The sequence below is a fragment of the Allobranchiibius sp. GilTou38 genome, assembly GCF_017565325.1.
GTDB lineage: Bacteria > Actinomycetota > Actinomycetes > Actinomycetales > Dermatophilaceae > Allobranchiibius > Allobranchiibius huperziae.
The window spans coordinates 370,183-385,096 of record NZ_JAGEKN010000007.1; the positions used below are offsets into that span (position 1 = coordinate 370,183).

The 14,914-nt window shown below is 68.4% G+C and carries 14 protein-coding genes; 3 read left to right on the plus strand and 11 right to left on the minus strand.

From position 1 onward, the window contains the following. Nucleotides 1-71 precede the first annotated feature (71 nt). From JOB34_RS11060 to JOB34_RS11070, 3 genes are all read right to left on the minus strand, one after another. Nucleotides 72-1,667 (minus strand): phospholipase D family protein, encoded by a 1,596-nt coding sequence (locus JOB34_RS11060; protein ID WP_208052767.1) that lies wholly within the window; start codon nucleotides 1,665-1,667, stop codon nucleotides 72-74. A 127-nt stretch (nucleotides 1,668-1,794) separates the two neighbouring features. Then, complete coding sequence (locus tag JOB34_RS11065) at nucleotides 1,795-2,889, minus strand: crosslink repair DNA glycosylase YcaQ family protein (protein WP_208052768.1); 1,095 nt, start codon at nucleotides 2,887-2,889, stop codon at nucleotides 1,795-1,797. A 33-nt stretch (nucleotides 2,890-2,922) separates the two neighbouring features. After that, the gene (locus tag JOB34_RS11070; protein WP_208052769.1) at nucleotides 2,923-3,423 is read right to left on the minus strand and encodes a DUF2853 family protein; all 501 of its coding nucleotides are present in this window, start codon (nucleotides 3,421-3,423) and stop codon (nucleotides 2,923-2,925) included. A 999-nt stretch (nucleotides 3,424-4,422) separates the two neighbouring features. Between JOB34_RS11070 and JOB34_RS11075 the strand changes: the two genes are divergently transcribed. After that, on the plus strand, nucleotides 4,423-4,743 hold the full coding sequence (locus tag JOB34_RS11075) for a hypothetical protein (protein WP_208052770.1): 321 nt from the start codon (nucleotides 4,423-4,425) through the stop codon (nucleotides 4,741-4,743). Nucleotides 4,744-4,761: 18 nt separating this feature from the next. Here the strand turns inward: JOB34_RS11075 and dnaB are convergent, their stop codons facing one another. From dnaB to JOB34_RS11090, 3 genes are all read right to left on the minus strand, one after another. Beyond that, nucleotides 4,762-6,135, minus strand: coding sequence for a replicative DNA helicase (gene dnaB, locus JOB34_RS11080; protein WP_208052771.1), 1,374 nt, complete (start codon nucleotides 6,133-6,135; stop codon nucleotides 4,762-4,764). Between the two features lie 596 nt (nucleotides 6,136-6,731). After that, nucleotides 6,732-7,700: an NlpC/P60 family protein gene (locus tag JOB34_RS17885; RefSeq protein WP_279538910.1), complete on the minus strand. Its 969-nt coding sequence runs from the start codon at nucleotides 7,698-7,700 to the stop codon at nucleotides 6,732-6,734. 527 nt (nucleotides 7,701-8,227) lie between these two features. Further along, nucleotides 8,228-8,944, minus strand: coding sequence for a peptidoglycan-binding domain-containing protein (locus JOB34_RS11090; RefSeq protein ID WP_243757924.1), 717 nt, complete (start codon nucleotides 8,942-8,944; stop codon nucleotides 8,228-8,230). A gap of 371 nt (nucleotides 8,945-9,315) precedes the next feature. Here JOB34_RS11090 and JOB34_RS11095 point away from each other — a divergent pair, with 371 nt between their 5' ends. Both JOB34_RS11095 and JOB34_RS11100 read left to right on the plus strand, forming a co-directional pair. Further along, nucleotides 9,316-10,644 (plus strand): MATE family efflux transporter, encoded by a 1,329-nt coding sequence (locus tag JOB34_RS11095; RefSeq protein WP_243757925.1) that lies wholly within the window; start codon nucleotides 9,316-9,318, stop codon nucleotides 10,642-10,644. 107 nt (nucleotides 10,645-10,751) lie between these two features. Next, nucleotides 10,752-11,330 (plus strand): TerD family protein, encoded by a 579-nt coding sequence (locus JOB34_RS11100; RefSeq protein WP_179483349.1) that lies wholly within the window; start codon nucleotides 10,752-10,754, stop codon nucleotides 11,328-11,330. A 158-nt stretch (nucleotides 11,331-11,488) separates the two neighbouring features. Here JOB34_RS11100 and rplI read toward each other — a convergent pair whose 3' ends face one another. The 5 genes from rplI to JOB34_RS11125 all read right to left on the minus strand — a co-directional run bounded on the left by rplI (nucleotide 11,489) and on the right by JOB34_RS11125 (nucleotide 14,845). Then, nucleotides 11,489-11,938, minus strand: a complete 450-nt coding sequence (rplI, locus tag JOB34_RS11105) for a 50S ribosomal protein L9 (RefSeq protein ID WP_179483350.1) — start codon at nucleotides 11,936-11,938, stop codon at nucleotides 11,489-11,491. A 17-nt stretch (nucleotides 11,939-11,955) separates the two neighbouring features. After that, complete coding sequence (rpsR, locus tag JOB34_RS11110; protein WP_013494395.1) at nucleotides 11,956-12,192, minus strand: 30S ribosomal protein S18; 237 nt, start codon at nucleotides 12,190-12,192, stop codon at nucleotides 11,956-11,958. Nucleotides 12,193-12,348: 156 nt separating this feature from the next. Beyond that, the gene (locus JOB34_RS11115) at nucleotides 12,349-12,951 is read right to left on the minus strand and encodes a single-stranded DNA-binding protein (protein ID WP_208052774.1); all 603 of its coding nucleotides are present in this window, start codon (nucleotides 12,949-12,951) and stop codon (nucleotides 12,349-12,351) included. Between the two features lie 47 nt (nucleotides 12,952-12,998). Then, complete coding sequence (gene rpsF / locus JOB34_RS11120; protein ID WP_179483352.1) at nucleotides 12,999-13,286, minus strand: 30S ribosomal protein S6; 288 nt, start codon at nucleotides 13,284-13,286, stop codon at nucleotides 12,999-13,001. 215 nt (nucleotides 13,287-13,501) lie between these two features. After that, the gene (locus JOB34_RS11125) at nucleotides 13,502-14,845 is read right to left on the minus strand and encodes a hypothetical protein (protein WP_208052775.1); all 1,344 of its coding nucleotides are present in this window, start codon (nucleotides 14,843-14,845) and stop codon (nucleotides 13,502-13,504) included. Between the last annotated feature and the right edge of the window lie 69 nt (nucleotides 14,846-14,914).

The window sequence follows — 14,914 nt, forward strand, 5'->3', positions numbered from 1 at the left end:
GTCACCGGCGGCACCCAGCGTGCCCGCCGGTGACCGCTTGGTCGTCGCGGGTCCATCGAGGCCGTGTCCGGTCAGAAGCGCCGGGCATAGCGCATCCGCAACGGGCGTCCGTCCGGGTCGTAGACGACCCGGTAGAGCGGTGTCGCCCAGGCCAGGGTGCGGCGCGTCAGGTGCGGTCGCCGATAGGGCCGCAGCCTTCCCGGTGGCCGGTCTCCGACGGCACCTGCGTCGTGCCACGCCTGCAGGCGTGCGGCACTCGCGGCGAACGCCTCGAACGCTCGCGACGGATCGATCAGGTCGGTGTCGTCGTCCAGGTCCAGGTGCTCGCGACCGAGCTCGAGTCGCAACGAGCGGGCGAACGCGCGGGCACCGTGACCGAAGCGGTCGAGCATGTGCGGCTCGCGGGTGTCGCGAGCATCGTCCACGACCGCGCACGCCAACTCCGAGTCGTGCGTCCAGGACCTGCGGTTGATGTTGTCCGAACCGACGCTGGCCCACACATCGTCGACGACGCAGACCTTCGCGTGCACGTACACCGGCGTCCCGGCCGGATTCTCGACGCCGTAGACGGCCACGCGGTCCGGAGCCGCGTCGTACAGCGTGTTCAGCGCCGCCTGCCGTCCCACCAGGTTCGGCGGCATCGACAGCCGTCCGTCCTGGTCGGGGTAGTGCGGGATCACCGCGATGAGGTGCAGCGACGGTCTGCTGCGCAGCGCCTCCGCGAAAGGGGCGACGATCTCGGAGTTCCAGAGGTACTGGTCCTCGACGTAGATGATCCGCTCGGCCCGCCGAACGGCCTTGGTGTAGGCACGCGCCACACTGCGCTCGCCCTCGGGAGCGAACGGATAGCCGGGGTGCCGGTTGCCGTAGGTGCGGGTCACCTGGATGTTCGCACTGCCCCGCGGTCCGGGGTCGGGCTGCTGGGTGGGCAGTGGGCCGGCCGTGCGGGTGTCGTGACGTAACCGCTCGCTCAGCACGTTGACCGGGTTGCGGCTGAGCGGGGCCGGGTCCTCCCAGCGCTCGCGGAAGGTGGCCTCCACGTCAGCCACCGCCGGACCGTGCACCATCAGCTGGATGTCGTGCCAGGGTGGACGCTCGCCGTAGACCGCCGCCATCGGCTGCTTCTGCGGATCACCCTCGTGCCGTGCGTCGTCGCGTCTGCTGTGGCACAGGTCGATGCCGCCGACGAAGGCGACGTCGAGCTCGGGACGGTCGAGGTGACGCAGTACGACGAACTTCTGGTGGTGGGACGCGCCCGGGCGCACCCTCATATCGAGGAGGCATTCGCCCCCCGCGGCCTCGATCTCCTCACCGAGGTGGCGGTTCTGCTGTTCGCTGAACGAGAGCTTGTCCAGGTGCGAACGCCAGACCAGCCCCTTGACCACGACCCCTCGACCGGCCGCCTCGGAGAGGGCTGTCGTGACCTCGAGACCGTGCTCGTCGAGACGCTGATCGGGGTCGCCGCGCCAGTCGGTGAACATCACCAGGTCACCCGGGCGCATCTGGACGAGACAACTCACCAGCCGGTCGAAGTACGTCGCCCCGTGAACGAGAGGAACCACCTCGTTCCCCGACGTCCACGCCAGACCGTCGGCATGGCGACGGTCCAGACGGGTTGCGGGATTGCCGCGCTCAGTAGGGCTGAGGAACCACTCGGCGACATCCATCGCCCCATCCAACAGTGCCGCTGGGGTGCGGTGTGCCATCCGGGCCGAACCCGCCGAGACCTGCAGACCTGCAGGAAGAGCTCGTCGAGGGCAGCACCGCGGCGTACGCCGGCGCACTGCACGCCGGTCAGAGCGTCTGCACCCTCAGCCGGCTGCCGAGTACTGCGGACAAAGACTGTGCCGCCTTCCGGAGTGACGCCGTGGCGCCGGCCGACTCGCCATCGAGCCACCGCACCCGCACGGTGTCGCCGGCGCGCTCCCACGTGCCGCTGAACCTTCCACCGATCAGCACCGTATTGGCTCCTCGGGTAGCAAGGACCCGGTGCTTCGGCGGCACGACGTGCGTGTCCGACGTGCCCGCACCCATGACCCACTGGTCGTAGCCCGGCAGGAGGACCACGTCGCGGGTCGGCGTGGCACTCACGATGTCCGCCGCGTGCTCGGTCAGGCACAGCGCCGCGTCACCGTCGATGACCAGTTCGGTCAGCTCGTCCGCCATGTCTTCTATCCAGCGCGCCAGCCTCCTGCGCCCCGCGCTGAGCCCCTGCGCCAGCCAGTGGTCGATGTGGTCGCGCGTCGCGGGCCCGTACGCCGCGAGGTAGGCCCGGATCGCCGACGGTCCCGCGTCGTCGAGGTCTCCGAGCCCACGCCACGTCGGAATCGAATCGAACGAGCGGAAGGTCGCGGCCCCGTCACGCGAGGGCGCGAAACACAGGTCGCCCTGCCAGCAGAAGGGTTTGAGGAAGGTGTGCGACCGGTCCTCGAAGGCCTGCCGCAGGTGCCGGTGCGCCGGGTCCTTCGCCACCGCCTGCGCCAGTTCGTGCTGGCTGAGCGGCCCGTCGCTCAGCGCCTCGCGCACGGCGGCCCGCAGGCGCGGCCAGTCGCCAGGCTCCAGACCGTAGAACGTGCGCCAACTCGCAAGCTCCCATTGCCGGCCGGCACCACGTACGGACATGTGCACCGCGGCGTTGTCGGGCGTCATGAGATGCGTGGCGCCCCGGAAGGCGTAGACGCAGACGACCCGGCCGGCGGCGATGGCGGCGTCGACATCACCCTTCTCGGAATCACCGACGCGTAGTCGGATGGCGGTCGACGCATCCCCGAGCCACGCGGGCACCGCCACGAGGCGCCCCACCACGTCCTCGACCGACCCCGCCGGATCGGCTATCAGGTGGTGACGCCGCAGGCGCCAGCCCAGGGCCGCGGCCCAACTCGACGCCACCGCTGACGCGAGATGCGAAGGGGCCCTGGAGTGTCAGCTCTTGAAGACGTCGAGCTTGTCGAACTTCTCCGCCAGCAGGTAGTACACCGCCAGGCGCGGGTTGGCCTTGCCGTCCTTCATCTGGGCCAGCACGTCCTTGATCGCCGCGTCGAGTTCGGCGTCGCTCTGCTTCAGGCCGAGCTTCTTCTTGAGGAAGTTCTCTCGGACGGTCTTGAGCTCGGCGGGGTCGCTGGCCGACACCAGCGACGCATCGCGGTTGCTGAGAACGAGGCGATAGGTCGAGGCCATCTTGTCGATGATCTCTTTGTCGGCATGCGGTGCGTAGGCGTGAACGCTTTCGTGAGCAGTGGCCACAGCAATTCCTCCATTGAAAGAGACCTGGTTCCTTCTTTGTGAGAGTAGCGCTGTTCCTGCTGCGCCGACATAGCTGCGATGGAAGTGCTGGTGGCTGTGCAGCGCCTGGATCCGCGCTGGTCGCACGGTGGTTCCCAGGCGATTCCGTTGCGCAGGCGCCGGTGCGATCAGTGCTTTCACGCAGCCGAGAGCGGAACCGGCATACCGCCGCCCGACAGGCGGCCCGGGAGACCCGGCAGTCACCCGGGCAGCCGTCAATTCTGCGTAGGAATGACGTCAAAGGTCCGTCAGTGACCGCTCCGGCGGCACGTTCGTTCCTAACGTCGATCGCATGGGCGATACGACCTGTCGAACGATCACTCATGCCTCCATCGCGGCGCCCGCCACGGCCGCGAGGCTGCTCACCGACGGCTTCACGATGGTCCGGTACGACCATGGTTTCCGTTACGACGCGGGAGTCTTCGACATCGACTCGACGCTGTCACCCGATGACCTCATCGCCCTCGTGCACCGGCAGGCGCGCTGCTGGGGACGCAGCACGGTGTGGTGGCACGGTGTCGGCCCGGCGACCGGGCCGACCGCCCTGCGGGACGCCCTCGTCGCCGTCGGCGGCGTGGTGGTGCAGCACACGGTTCTGGAGCGAGAGCTGATGCGGCGCGGCCAGGCAGGCGTGCCGGACCCACTGCTGGCGTCACGCTGTTGCACGCCGGCGCGCTGCCCTCGTTCGCCGCCTGCTGGCACTCGAGCAGCACGAGGACAACGACCGGGATCTCTCCCGTCACCATTGCGTCTCGATCCATCCGTCGGAGACGCACGTCCTCGCGCGGCTGCAGGGCAAACCCGCAGGCCCCGCGGCCGTGTCGTTCGCCGGCGGCGACGAGGCGAAGAGCCCCCCATGCGGACGACCCTGCGCTGAGTCGGGCCGCAAGCGTCCGACGGGTCGACGCACCGACCCGCAGAGACCGTCGACCGACGCCGCGACTGACATGAACGGCAAACCGGGAATCTATGGCGGCGTGGCGCCATCAGCGGGACTATCTGAAGCATTTCCCAGTCACCGGACGAAGGATCCGCCATGGCAAACCAACAGAGTGACGCACCCGGCCACGCCGCCCCTCCCCACCTCGATCCGACTCCCAGCCTGCATCCCCATGACGTCTACGTGCGGGCCTACGACCGTTGGGTCGGCGATCACCTCGAGCACGTACGCGCGTACTTCCGGCAGGCAGAATCCGACACCTCGCCCATGACCAAAAGAAACAGGCGGAACTGCTGAAGTACCTCAAGGACGAGTCGAAAGGCATCCAGGCCGACGAGGAAGAGGTCAACAAGCGTCTTGAGTCGGACAAGGCCAAGCTGGAGCACGCCAGCGGCCAGGAAGCCAAGGACCTCGACGACGATATCGAAGAGATGGGAAAGAAGTCCGCAGAACTGACCGACGCCAACAACACGATCCAGAACCGGATCCGCGAAGTCGGTGCGATGCACCCCGCCCACTGAGCGGTCAGAATTCCTGGCTCAGAATTCTTTGGCCATGTTGGTGAATCGGCTGTAGTGACCTTGGAATGCCAGCCCGATGGTGTCGGTGGGTCCGTTGCGGTGCTTGGCCACGATCAGGTCGGCTTCGCCTGGGCGCTCGGAGTCGCGATTGAAGGCGTCGTCGCGGTGCAGCAGGATCACCATGTCAGCGTCCTGCTCGATCGATCCGGACTCGCGCAGGTCGCTCATCATCGGCTTCTTGTCGGTGCGCTGCTCCGGGCCACGGTTCAACTGCGAGATGGCGATGACCGGTACGCCGAGCTCCTTGGCGAGCAGCTTCAGCGCACGGGAGAACTCCGAGACCTCCTGCTGGCGTGACTCCACGCGCTTGCCGCTGCTCATGAGCTGCAGGTAGTCGATGACCACGAGCCGCAGGTCCTCGCGCTCACGCAGCCGCCGGCACTTGGAGCGGATCTCCATCAGCGACATGTTGGGCGAGTCGTCGATGAAGAGCGGCGCCTCGGCGATCCGCCCCATCGTGGACGCCATCTTGGTCCAGTCCTCTTCGCGCATCGAACCCTTGCGCATGTGCTGCAGCTGGATGTTCGCCTCCGCCGACAGCAACCGCATGGTGATCTCCGAGCGGCTCATCTCCAGGCTGAAGACGATCGAGGTCAGCCCGTTCTTGATGGACGCGGCCCGAGCTATATCGAGGCCCAACGTGCTCTTACCGACAGCAGGCCTCGCGGCGACGACGATCATCTGACCGGCGTGCAGGCCGTTGGTGAGCTGGTCCAGTTCGGTGAACCCGGTCGGTACGCCGGTCATCTGACCGGCGGTGCTGCTCGCCGCCTCGATCTCGTCGGCGGTCTCCTCGATGACGTCGCCGAGCCGGACGTAGTCCTCCTTGTCCTTGGACCCGGTGACCTTGAAGATCTCCGCCTGCGCCTCGTTGATGACGTCGACGACGGACCCGCCGCCGCTGGCGTAGCCCATCTGAGTGATCCGCGTGCCCGCCTCGACGAGCCGCCGCAGCACAGCCCGCTCGGCGACGATCGTGGCGTAGTAGCCGGCGTTCGCCGCGGTGGGCACCGACTGGATCAGTTCGTGCAGGTAGGCCTGTCCGCCGATCCGGGCGAGATCGCCTCGCTTGCCCAGCTCGTCGGCGACGGTGATCGCATCGGCTGGCTCACCTCGGCCGTAGAGATCGATGACGGCTTCGTAGATGGCCTCGTGAGCGGGCCGGTAGAAATCGACCCCGCGGACGGCTTCGGCCGCATCGGCGATCGCGTCCTTGCTGAGCATCATGCCGCCGAGCACGGACTGCTCGGCGTGCACGTCCTGCGGGGGGAGCAACGGGTCGCGCGACCCACCGCCGAACGCACCTTCGAGTTCAGCGATCGACACGCGCATCCCCTTCTCTTTCGGACATACGTCGCACTCCATCACCGAGCACCGACAACGCAACAGAACGAATGGGACAGACAGAACAGGCAAGCCGTACAAGACACCCACGTGACGGGCGCCGGCCGACTGCCCGTGCGCGCACCCGCCCGCTGCGAGAGCGGGAGGGCAGACGGCCGCTGCCAGGTGACCGGCGTGACATGTGACGGGCGAACGCCGTTCGGCAGCGGCTGCGTGGACACCGTAGAACCCCGGAGGGGGAGACGCCAAAGTGTTGTTCACCTGCCCTTGGGACAACTTGTGGGAAAGCTGGGGAAACTGCCGAAAGGCTGTGTGCACAGGGTGTGGATAACGGTGTGGAAACTCGTCGTGGAGTTGCGTCAAACAGCCCTGACCTGCATGAATGTCGTCCACCGGGTGTGGACGAAAAGTATTTTCAGGGGCGTCCGCATGCTGGCGAGCGCTCCTGGTGCGGTGTTCAGACCGCCCGGAACGCCGCCCTGAGCATCCCGTGCAGGCGTCCGCACGGCATGCATGCAGAAGCGGCCGCGCACACCCGAAGGTGTGCGCGGCCGCGTCTGGTGCTGCGAGCGGTCCTGCGACCGTCAGCGCAGGGTGCCGAAGTTCGAGACGTTGATGTAGGTCTGGATCCGCACGACCGCGCCGGGGTAGGGCGCCGCGATCATCTGGCCGTTCCCGAGGTAGATCCCCACGTGGTAGGCCGGCGATCCGAAGAACACCAGGTCCCCGGGCAGCGGCGAGGACGTGGAGCGCATGTAGGCCTGCTGCGCGGCCGCCGTCCGCGGCAGGGTCAGGCCGGCGTGAGAGTAGGCGTACTGCGTCAGCCCCGAGCAGTCGAAGCCGGCCGGAGTGGAGCCTCCGTAGACGTAGGGCACGCCGAGGTACTGCTTGGCGATGCTGATGACCTGCGAGAGCTTCGCGGTCGTCGTGGTCGACGACCCACCGCCAGAACCACCGCTGACCGGGGCCGTCGTCCCGGGAGGGGTGAGGCTGAGGCCACAGGGCATCCCGCCGAGGGCGCCCCAGGTGGCGCGACCCACGACCCCGCGCCCGTCGGCGGTGATCCCGTACCGGGACTGGAAGCTCTGCACCGAGCTCAGGGTGTGCGGGCCGAAGTCGCCGTCCGCGGTGACGCCGAGCCTGCTCTGCAACGCCGCCACCAGGGAGCCGGAGGCGCCGTACCGCACCACCTTGACGGTGCAGGTGGGGGCCGGAGCCGTGCCGGTGGAGGGGAAGCCACCGAGCTTGGCCCACGTCAGCGGGCCGACGATGCCGTCCGTGGCCAGACCGTGGCGTCCCTGGAAGGTCTTCACCGCCATCAGCGTGCGCGGGCCGAAGTCGCCGTCGGCGGTCACGCCGAGACGCTGCTGGGCGATCTTCACCAGGGACCCGCTCGAACCGACCTTCAGGACGACGACCCGTGCGCTGGACGTCGCCGCCATGGCCGGCGCCGACAGAGCGACTCCGCCGACGATGGCCGCAGTGCCGAGCGCGACGCCCCCGACCACGACGGTGCTGCGCGGTGTCAGGACCGGTCCGACCTTGGCAGTCATTCCCGGGCGGTGCCTCATGTGGCGCGGGCTGGTTGTCGTCGTCATCGGAGCCTCTCGGTGGCGTCGGGCCGCGACGGGCTGTAGAGCCCATCGCGGGTACACGGCAGTTCGGTACGCGATGTCGCTCGTCGTCCGCGGTCACGGCCCCGACCGCGACAAGAGGACTATGCCTGGCGTGTGGCCAATGTGAAAGGTGGGATTTCTGCGACTCGCCGCGCAGATGGTTGACAGGAGAAATTGCACGCTTGTGACTTACATCATTGTGTTTTCAACGGGATTCGCGCGATTCCGGGATATTCGCCGTCCCTCCCGGCCATGAAGCCACAGGCAGGTCATTGAATGTTCGAACAACATGCCGAATAAATTTCGATATCGATGCAAGTCCACTATGTGAGACGGTCCTTGACTACCGCGTCCATGAATAGTGCGGACTGAATGATGCAAAGAATTCGCCGGGGACGTGATGAAGGCCCGGCCCCCGAAAGGGCCGGGCCTTCATCAGGTCCCGAAACAGATCTCCGAGGAGATCAGACGCGACCGAAGTAGTGCGAGCCCCAGATCGCGTGCACGTGGATGCGCGTGCCCGGCTTGGCGGAGTCGATCATGTTGTTGCCGCCGACGTAGATGCCGACGTGGTGCGCCGGGTAGCCGTAGAAGACCAGGTCGCCGGGCCGCGGCGACGACACGCGCCGGGTCGCGTTCGCCTGGGCGGCGGCGGTGCGGGGCAGGCTGTGCCCGACCTGGCGGTAGACGTACGACGTGAAACCGGAGCAGTCGAAGCCGCGCGGCGTCGAGCCACCGTAGACGTAGGGCACGCCGGTGTACCGCTCGGCGATCGAGACGACCCGCGAACCGGAGGCCGACGGCTGGGGCGCGGTCGACGCGCTGCCGGGGAAGCCACCGAGTGCGCGCCAGGTCTGCGGGCCGACGTAACCGTCACGCGCGAGGTGCTTGATGCGCTGGAAGTTCTTGACAGCGTGCAGCGTGCGCGCATCGAAGCGGGAGGTCTGCGGGATGTGCAGACGCTTCTGCACGACCTTGACGTAGTAGCCGGTCGAGCCCGTGTGCAGGACGACCACGTGGGCGCTCGACGCCGATGCGGTCGAGGCGGTGGTGAGCTCGGTCGCGACCAGGCCCGGCACGACGACCGCAGCGCCGATGCCGACCGCGGCGCCACGGCGACCGACGGAGGACAGGAAGCGGTGGGGCTCGTGCTTGAGATGGCGAGGGGTGTAGGAACCCATGAGGACGTAATCCTTCGACAGTCGGAGACAGGCTGAGACAGCTGACCGGACACGTCCGCGCGGTAGTGCACGGGGAGCCCGACGTACCGCGGTCAGAACCCCCGTGCTGGTCCGCGACGGGATGACTATGCCCTAGTTCAAGGCTTCACCAAATTCACTCCGCAGAATGTTCTCGGCCTCTATCGCCGTAGACAGCGGCGAGGCCCCCAGGTCGCCCCGTGACCATTCCGTGACCGATCCCCGGAATGACGGGGCAGGACGCGGTTCGAGACACCGCCTGCCATGCTTGCAGATTCCGTCCGGTCGATGAGATCGGGCTGTCCCACATGGTGGACATGGCTATCGAGCTTCCCCCCTCTAGCCTGTCCCGCATGGAGCGCAGCGACACCCGGACGATTTTGGGTCTCGCCGTTCCCGCTCTCCTGTCCCTGATCGCCGAACCACTCTTCCTGCTGGCGGACTCCGCCATCGTGGGGCATCTCGGCGTCGCGCCGCTCGCGGGTCTCGGGGTGGCCAGCGCGGCGCTGCTCACCGCGGCCAACGTCTTCGTCTTCCTCGCGTACGGCACGACCTCCCTCGTCGCGCGGTGGGTGGGCGCCGGCCGGCAGGGCGATGCGCTGGGCGCGGGCGTCGATGGGATGTGGCTCGCGATCGGGGTGGGAGTCGTGACCGCCGTCCTGGTGGCCCTCTTCGCGACTCCCGTGTGCCGGGTCTTCGGCGCCGGTGGCGAGGTGCTGGCGCAGGCTGCCGTCTACCTGCGCATCAGCGCTCTCGGCCTGCCGGCCATGCTGCTGGCCCTCGCGGCCACGGGAGTGCTGCGCGGGTTCCAGAACACCGTCACGCCGCTGGTCGCCACCACCGTGGGGTTCGCGGCCAACCTCGCGCTCAACCTCTTCCTGGTCTACGGCGTGCACCTGGGCATCGCGGGCTCGGCCTACGGCACCGTCACCGCCCAGTGGGGCATGGCCACGGGACTGGCCGCAGTCGTCCTGCGGCGCGCGACGGCCGAGGGGGCCTCCCTCGTTCCACGACCGAACGGGGTCCTGCGGTCGGCCCGTCACGGCGTACCTCTGCTCGTGCGCACCGTCGCGCTGCGCGCCGTTCTGCTTCTCACCACCTGGGACGCCACGGCGCTCGGCGACATCCCCCTGGCGGCACACCAGGTCGCGATGACGGTCTTCGGCTTCCTCAGCTTCGTCCTCGACGCGCTCGCGATCGCCGCGCAGTCCCTCACCGGCACGGCGCTCGGGGCCGGTGACACCGCGCTGGTGCGCTCCCGCACCCGATTGATGCTGGGCTGGAGCCTGGGCGCCGGATGTGTGGTGGGTGTGCTGCTCGGACTCATCCACACGGTGCTGCCGCAGGTGTTCACGCCGGACGCCGGCGTACGCGGCGCGCTGGCCGCCGCGCTGCTGGTCATCGCACTTCTGGCACCGGTCGCAGGGGTCGTCTTCGTACTCGACGGGGTGCTCATCGGCGCCGGTGACGGACGAGCGCTGGCGGTGGTGCAGACCGTGCTGCTTCTCCTCTACGCACCGGTGGCGATCGTGCTCCACGCGCACGCCGCCGACCTCGCACGGCACGGAGCCCGCACATCGGTCGTCGCGCTGTGGTGTGCCTTCGCGACCTACATGATCGCTCGAATGGCTCTGCTACTGCTGCGTTCTCGCTCGGATCGGTGGCTGGTGCCGGGCGCGTGACAGCACGTGGGCGCACGCATCCGAGCTACCGCCTGGGGCACTCGGGAAGGACGGCTAGTGTGACGTCTTCCACACGGGTCGTGACACAGCAAGGAGTAGCACCGACGATGTCGATCTCACTGAACAAGGGCGGGGCGATCTCGCTCGCCAAGGAAGCTCCGACCCTGACCACCGCCATCGCCGGGCTGGGATGGGACCCGCGCACCACGACCGGTGCCGAATTCGACCTGGATGCCTCCGTCATGGTGTGCGACGCGAGCGGTCGCTGCATCGACGACTCGTGGTTCGTCTTCTACGGACAACTCCGCTCGCCAGGCGACGCCGTGGTGCACCAGGGCGACAACCGCACGGGCGAGGGCGAGGGCGACGACGAGGTCATCACGGTCGAGCTGCCCGCGCTCCCGCCGAATGCCGCCAAGCTGGTCTTCGTCGTGTCCATCCACGAGGCGGAGGCGCGAGGCCAGAACTTCGGACAGGTGCAGAACGCGTTCATCCGGATGGTCGACGCCAAGACAGACCGGGAGATCGTGCGCTACGACCTCGCCGAGGACTACTCCACCGAGACCGCCATGCTCTTCGGCGAGTTGGTCCGCGAAGGCGGCGACTGGCAGTTCCGGGCCACCGGGCAGGGGTATGCCGGTGGATTGGCCGCGGTCATCCGCAGCTTCGGCCTCACGGTGGCCTGAGGCGGCTTCACCTCCCGCGACCGCTCCCAGGTCGCCCACGGCGATACTCGAAGGCCGCGGGGCCCTGACGCGCGCGCATACCGGCAGTATCCGAGTCGCTTGACGAAGAAGGCCCCGGGACAAAGTCCCGGGGCCTTCTCCTCATGCTGCGTGCGGCGTCACTTCGACGCGACGACGTCCAGCTTCAGGTCGGCCTGCACCTCGGGGTGCAGGCGGACCTGCACGGCGTGGGCGCCGAGCGACCGGATCGGGGTCGTCACCTGGATGGTGCGGCGGTCGACGGTACCGGCACCGGCGGCCTGCACCGCGTCGGCGATGTCACCGCTGGTGACGGCGCCGTACAACCGGCCGGAGCCGCCTGCGCGGACCGGCAGGGTGACGGTGGCGGACTCCAGGCGCACCTTGAGTGCCTGGGCGTCCTCGAGGTTCTTGACCGCGCGGGTGGCGCGGGCACGAGTGATCGACTCGACCTGCTTCTGGCCGCCCTTGGTCCACTGGGTGGCGAAGCCACGCGGGAGGAGGTAGTTGCGGCCGTAGCCGTCCTTGACCTCCACCACGTCGCCTGCGGCACCGAGCTGGGGTACTTCGTGGGTCAGGATGAGCTTCATGTCTGGTCCCTTTCCGCTCAGCGTGCCGAGCTGGAGTAGGGCAGCAACGCCATCTCACGGGCGTTCTTGACGGCCGTGGCGATGAGGCGCTGCTCCTGGACGGACACACCGGTCACCCGACGCGCGCGGATCTTGCCGCGGTCGCTGATGAACTTGCGCAGCAGCGCAGTGTCCTTGTAGTCGATGTTCTCGACCTTCGCCGCCTTGAGCGGGTTGGCCTTCTTCTTGGGCTTGCGAACTACGGGCTTAGCCACCGTGGTGCTCTCCTTCGTGAGAGCCCGAAACGCGTCTGCGCTCGGGATGGATAGTGATCAATGAACTGGTCACGACGACTGGTCGAGACCGGAGACCTCGTGGGATGCCGTGGGGCGTCCCACGCGGATGAGAAGCAGAGAACGAAGTGGGGTGACCTAGAAAGGCGGCTCGTCGTACGACGGGCCGGTGTTCCAGCCGCCGCCCTGACCGCCCTGGCCGCCTGCCGGCGCGGAGTTGCCCGCGCCCGCGTTGCCGCCCTGGCCGCCACCCGTGGCCCACGGGTCGTTGGCCGGGGCACCGCCGCCTGAGGCACCGCCCTGTCCACCGAATCCGCCACCGGCGTTGCCGCCCTGGCCGCCGCCGGCGTTGCCGCCGAAGCCGCCACCACCACCGCGCTGGGTCTTGTTGACCTTCGCCGTGGCGTACCGCAGCGACGGACCGACCTCTTCGACGTCCAACTCCACCACGGTGCGCTTCTCGCCCTCCTTGGTGTCGAAGGAGCGCGACTTCAGCCGTCCCGAGACCAGCACCCGCGAACCGCGGGTGAGGGACTCGGCGACGTTCTCCGCCGCGTCACGCCAGACCGAGCAGCGCATGAACAGCGTTTCGCCGTCCTTCCACTCGTTGCTCTGCCGGTCGAACTGCCGCGGCGTGGAGGCCACGGTGAAGTTCGCGACGGCAGCCCCCGAGGGGGTGAAGCGCAGCTCGGGGTCCTGCGTGAGGTTCCCGATGATTGTGATGACGGTGTCGCCAGCCATGGTGTGGTTCCCTGCTTCCTGTCTAGCTTCTCGAGTGCGAAGAGTCGTCAGGCGTCGACGCGCAGGAGCTTGGTGCGCAGGATCGACTCGTTCAGGCCGAGCTGGCGGTCCAGCTCCTTGGCCGTCGCGGATTCGGCCGTCATGGTGACGACGGCGTAGATGCCTTCGGACTTCTTCGTGATGTCGTAGGCCAGGCGGCGACGACCCCAGATGTCGAGGTTGTCGACCTTGCCACCGTCCTTGGTGACGACGGTGAGGAACTTCTCCAGCGAGGGCTGGACAGTGCGCTCATCGAGTTCGGGATCGAGGATGATCATCAATTCGTACTGACGCATGAATGAACCCACCTCCTTCGGTCTCAAGCGGTCACGGTCTCTCCGTGACAGGAGGGTTGCAGCGTCGTCGTCACATCACCGGTGGCCGCGCCAGCTGGCGAGACCGGTCGGTGTCACCCACCAAGGACCTACCTGGCACGCCACTGTGCCCGAAGGCACCGACAGGCGTGCGCGTTTGTCCACAGGGGGTGTGAAGTGACGAACAGCAGCCGAGTCTAGGCGGGAGTGCTGCTCGCGCGGAAATCCGCGCCGTCGCGGGCCGCGGGGCGGCGTACGACGGGGCGCATCCGGTCGTCCACATCCTCGGCCGACTCCCACGCCGCGGCCGCCAGACCGGCGTACGCCACCAGCCGGATCACGCAGAACACCGCGTAGCCGGCGGGTGCCAGCGCCTTGCCCGGGTTGGAGGAGACGCCGGCGTACATCCAGACCATCACGAAGTAGACGACCTCGACCATCGCCCAGACCAGATGCTCGCGCCACCGCAGCGCGCAGATCGCGATCAGTGGAAGCACCCACAACGATGCCTGCAGCGGGAAGGACCGGCCGGTGACCAGCACGATGACCAGCATCATCAGCGCGAGCGGTCCGAGCCGCGCCGGAGCACGCATGCTCACGCGCAGCATCCCGGCGAGCAGCGCCGCGAGCCAGCCGAGCAGCGCGACCACCGTCAGCGCGGTCGGCGGAATCGTCACGTGCAGGATCGCCGAGACCAGCCACGGCGAGCCGTACGACGCCGTCGCCGAACCCCACGCGCGGTAGGGCGCCAGCGGGTCGCCTCCGACCGCGACCGCCGCGAGCAGGAAGAACACCGCGGTCGCAGCGGCGGCGGCCAGTAGCCGGACCGCCTCGGAGGTCCGCCGCTCGCGGGTGGCGAGCAGCACGATCGCCGCGATGATGATCAGCGGGTAGGTGCGCGCCATCACGGCGGCCCCGAGCAGCGCGCCGGCCGCGAGCGGCATCCGACGCATCCAGAGCGCCATCCCGATGGTCGCGAGCGCCACCCCGAGGATGTCCAGCGACAACAGGGACGCTGTGATCAGCACCGGGCTGAGGGCGACGTGCGCGGCCTGCCAGGGCGAGTCGCGCAGCATGGACGCGGTGGCGATGGTGGTCGCGGCGACGAGCGCGGTGATGACGACCGCGCAGATCGCGTAGTAGATCTGCTGCTGGTGCAGGACGGTGCCGCCGCCGGGCACCAGGTGCTGCAGACCCCAGGTGACGAACGCGGTGATGACCGGTTGCGTGTGACCCGGCCCGCCGGTGCTCCACGGCGTGGCGGCGGACTGCCCCCCGACGCCGACCGGCAGGTCGGAGTAACAGCCGCGCCAGAACGCCGCAGGCGCACCCCAGCCCATCCGTTCGCAGTGGTTCTTCTGCAGCACGCCGAGCGCGATCAGGACGCTGGCCAGCGACGAGAGCACCCCGCCGACGTACAGCCAGCTGCGGGCACCAGCGCGAGCGAACCGGCCGACCGGGCCGCCGATGACCTCGGTCGCGGCCGCAGCGACACCGTCGCCTCGGCTGGGCGTGACGAGTCGTCGCGCGTCGTCGGGCATGGCGGGAAGAGTACGCGCGCCGACTCGACGAATGGCGTGAGATGTCGCTTCCGGATGGTCGCGGGGCCG

Bases quoted from the DNA above. Each gene is read 5' to 3' on its own strand.
- JOB34_RS11060 (WP_208052767.1), bottom strand. From the start codon at position 1,667: ATGGATGTCGCCGAGTGGTTCCTCAGCCCTACTGAGCGCGGCAATCCC.
- dnaB (WP_208052771.1), bottom strand. From the start codon at position 6,135: ATGCGCGTGTCGATCGCTGAACTCGAAGGTGCGTTCGGCGGTGGGTCG.
- JOB34_RS17885 (WP_279538910.1), bottom strand. From the start codon at position 7,700: ATGACTGCCAAGGTCGGACCGGTCCTGACACCGCGCAGCACCGTCGTG.
- JOB34_RS11090 (WP_243757924.1), bottom strand. From the start codon at position 8,944: ATGGGTTCCTACACCCCTCGCCATCTCAAGCACGAGCCCCACCGCTTC.
- JOB34_RS11095 (WP_243757925.1), top strand. From the start codon at position 9,316: ATGGAGCGCAGCGACACCCGGACGATTTTGGGTCTCGCCGTTCCCGCT.
- JOB34_RS11100 (WP_179483349.1), top strand. From the start codon at position 10,752: ATGTCGATCTCACTGAACAAGGGCGGGGCGATCTCGCTCGCCAAGGAA.
- rplI (WP_179483350.1), bottom strand. From the start codon at position 11,938: ATGAAGCTCATCCTGACCCACGAAGTACCCCAGCTCGGTGCCGCAGGC.
- JOB34_RS11115 (WP_208052774.1), bottom strand. From the start codon at position 12,951: ATGGCTGGCGACACCGTCATCACAATCATCGGGAACCTCACGCAGGAC.
- rpsF (WP_179483352.1), bottom strand. From the start codon at position 13,286: ATGCGTCAGTACGAATTGATGATCATCCTCGATCCCGAACTCGATGAG.
- JOB34_RS11125 (WP_208052775.1), bottom strand. From the start codon at position 14,845: ATGCCCGACGACGCGCGACGACTCGTCACGCCCAGCCGAGGCGACGGT.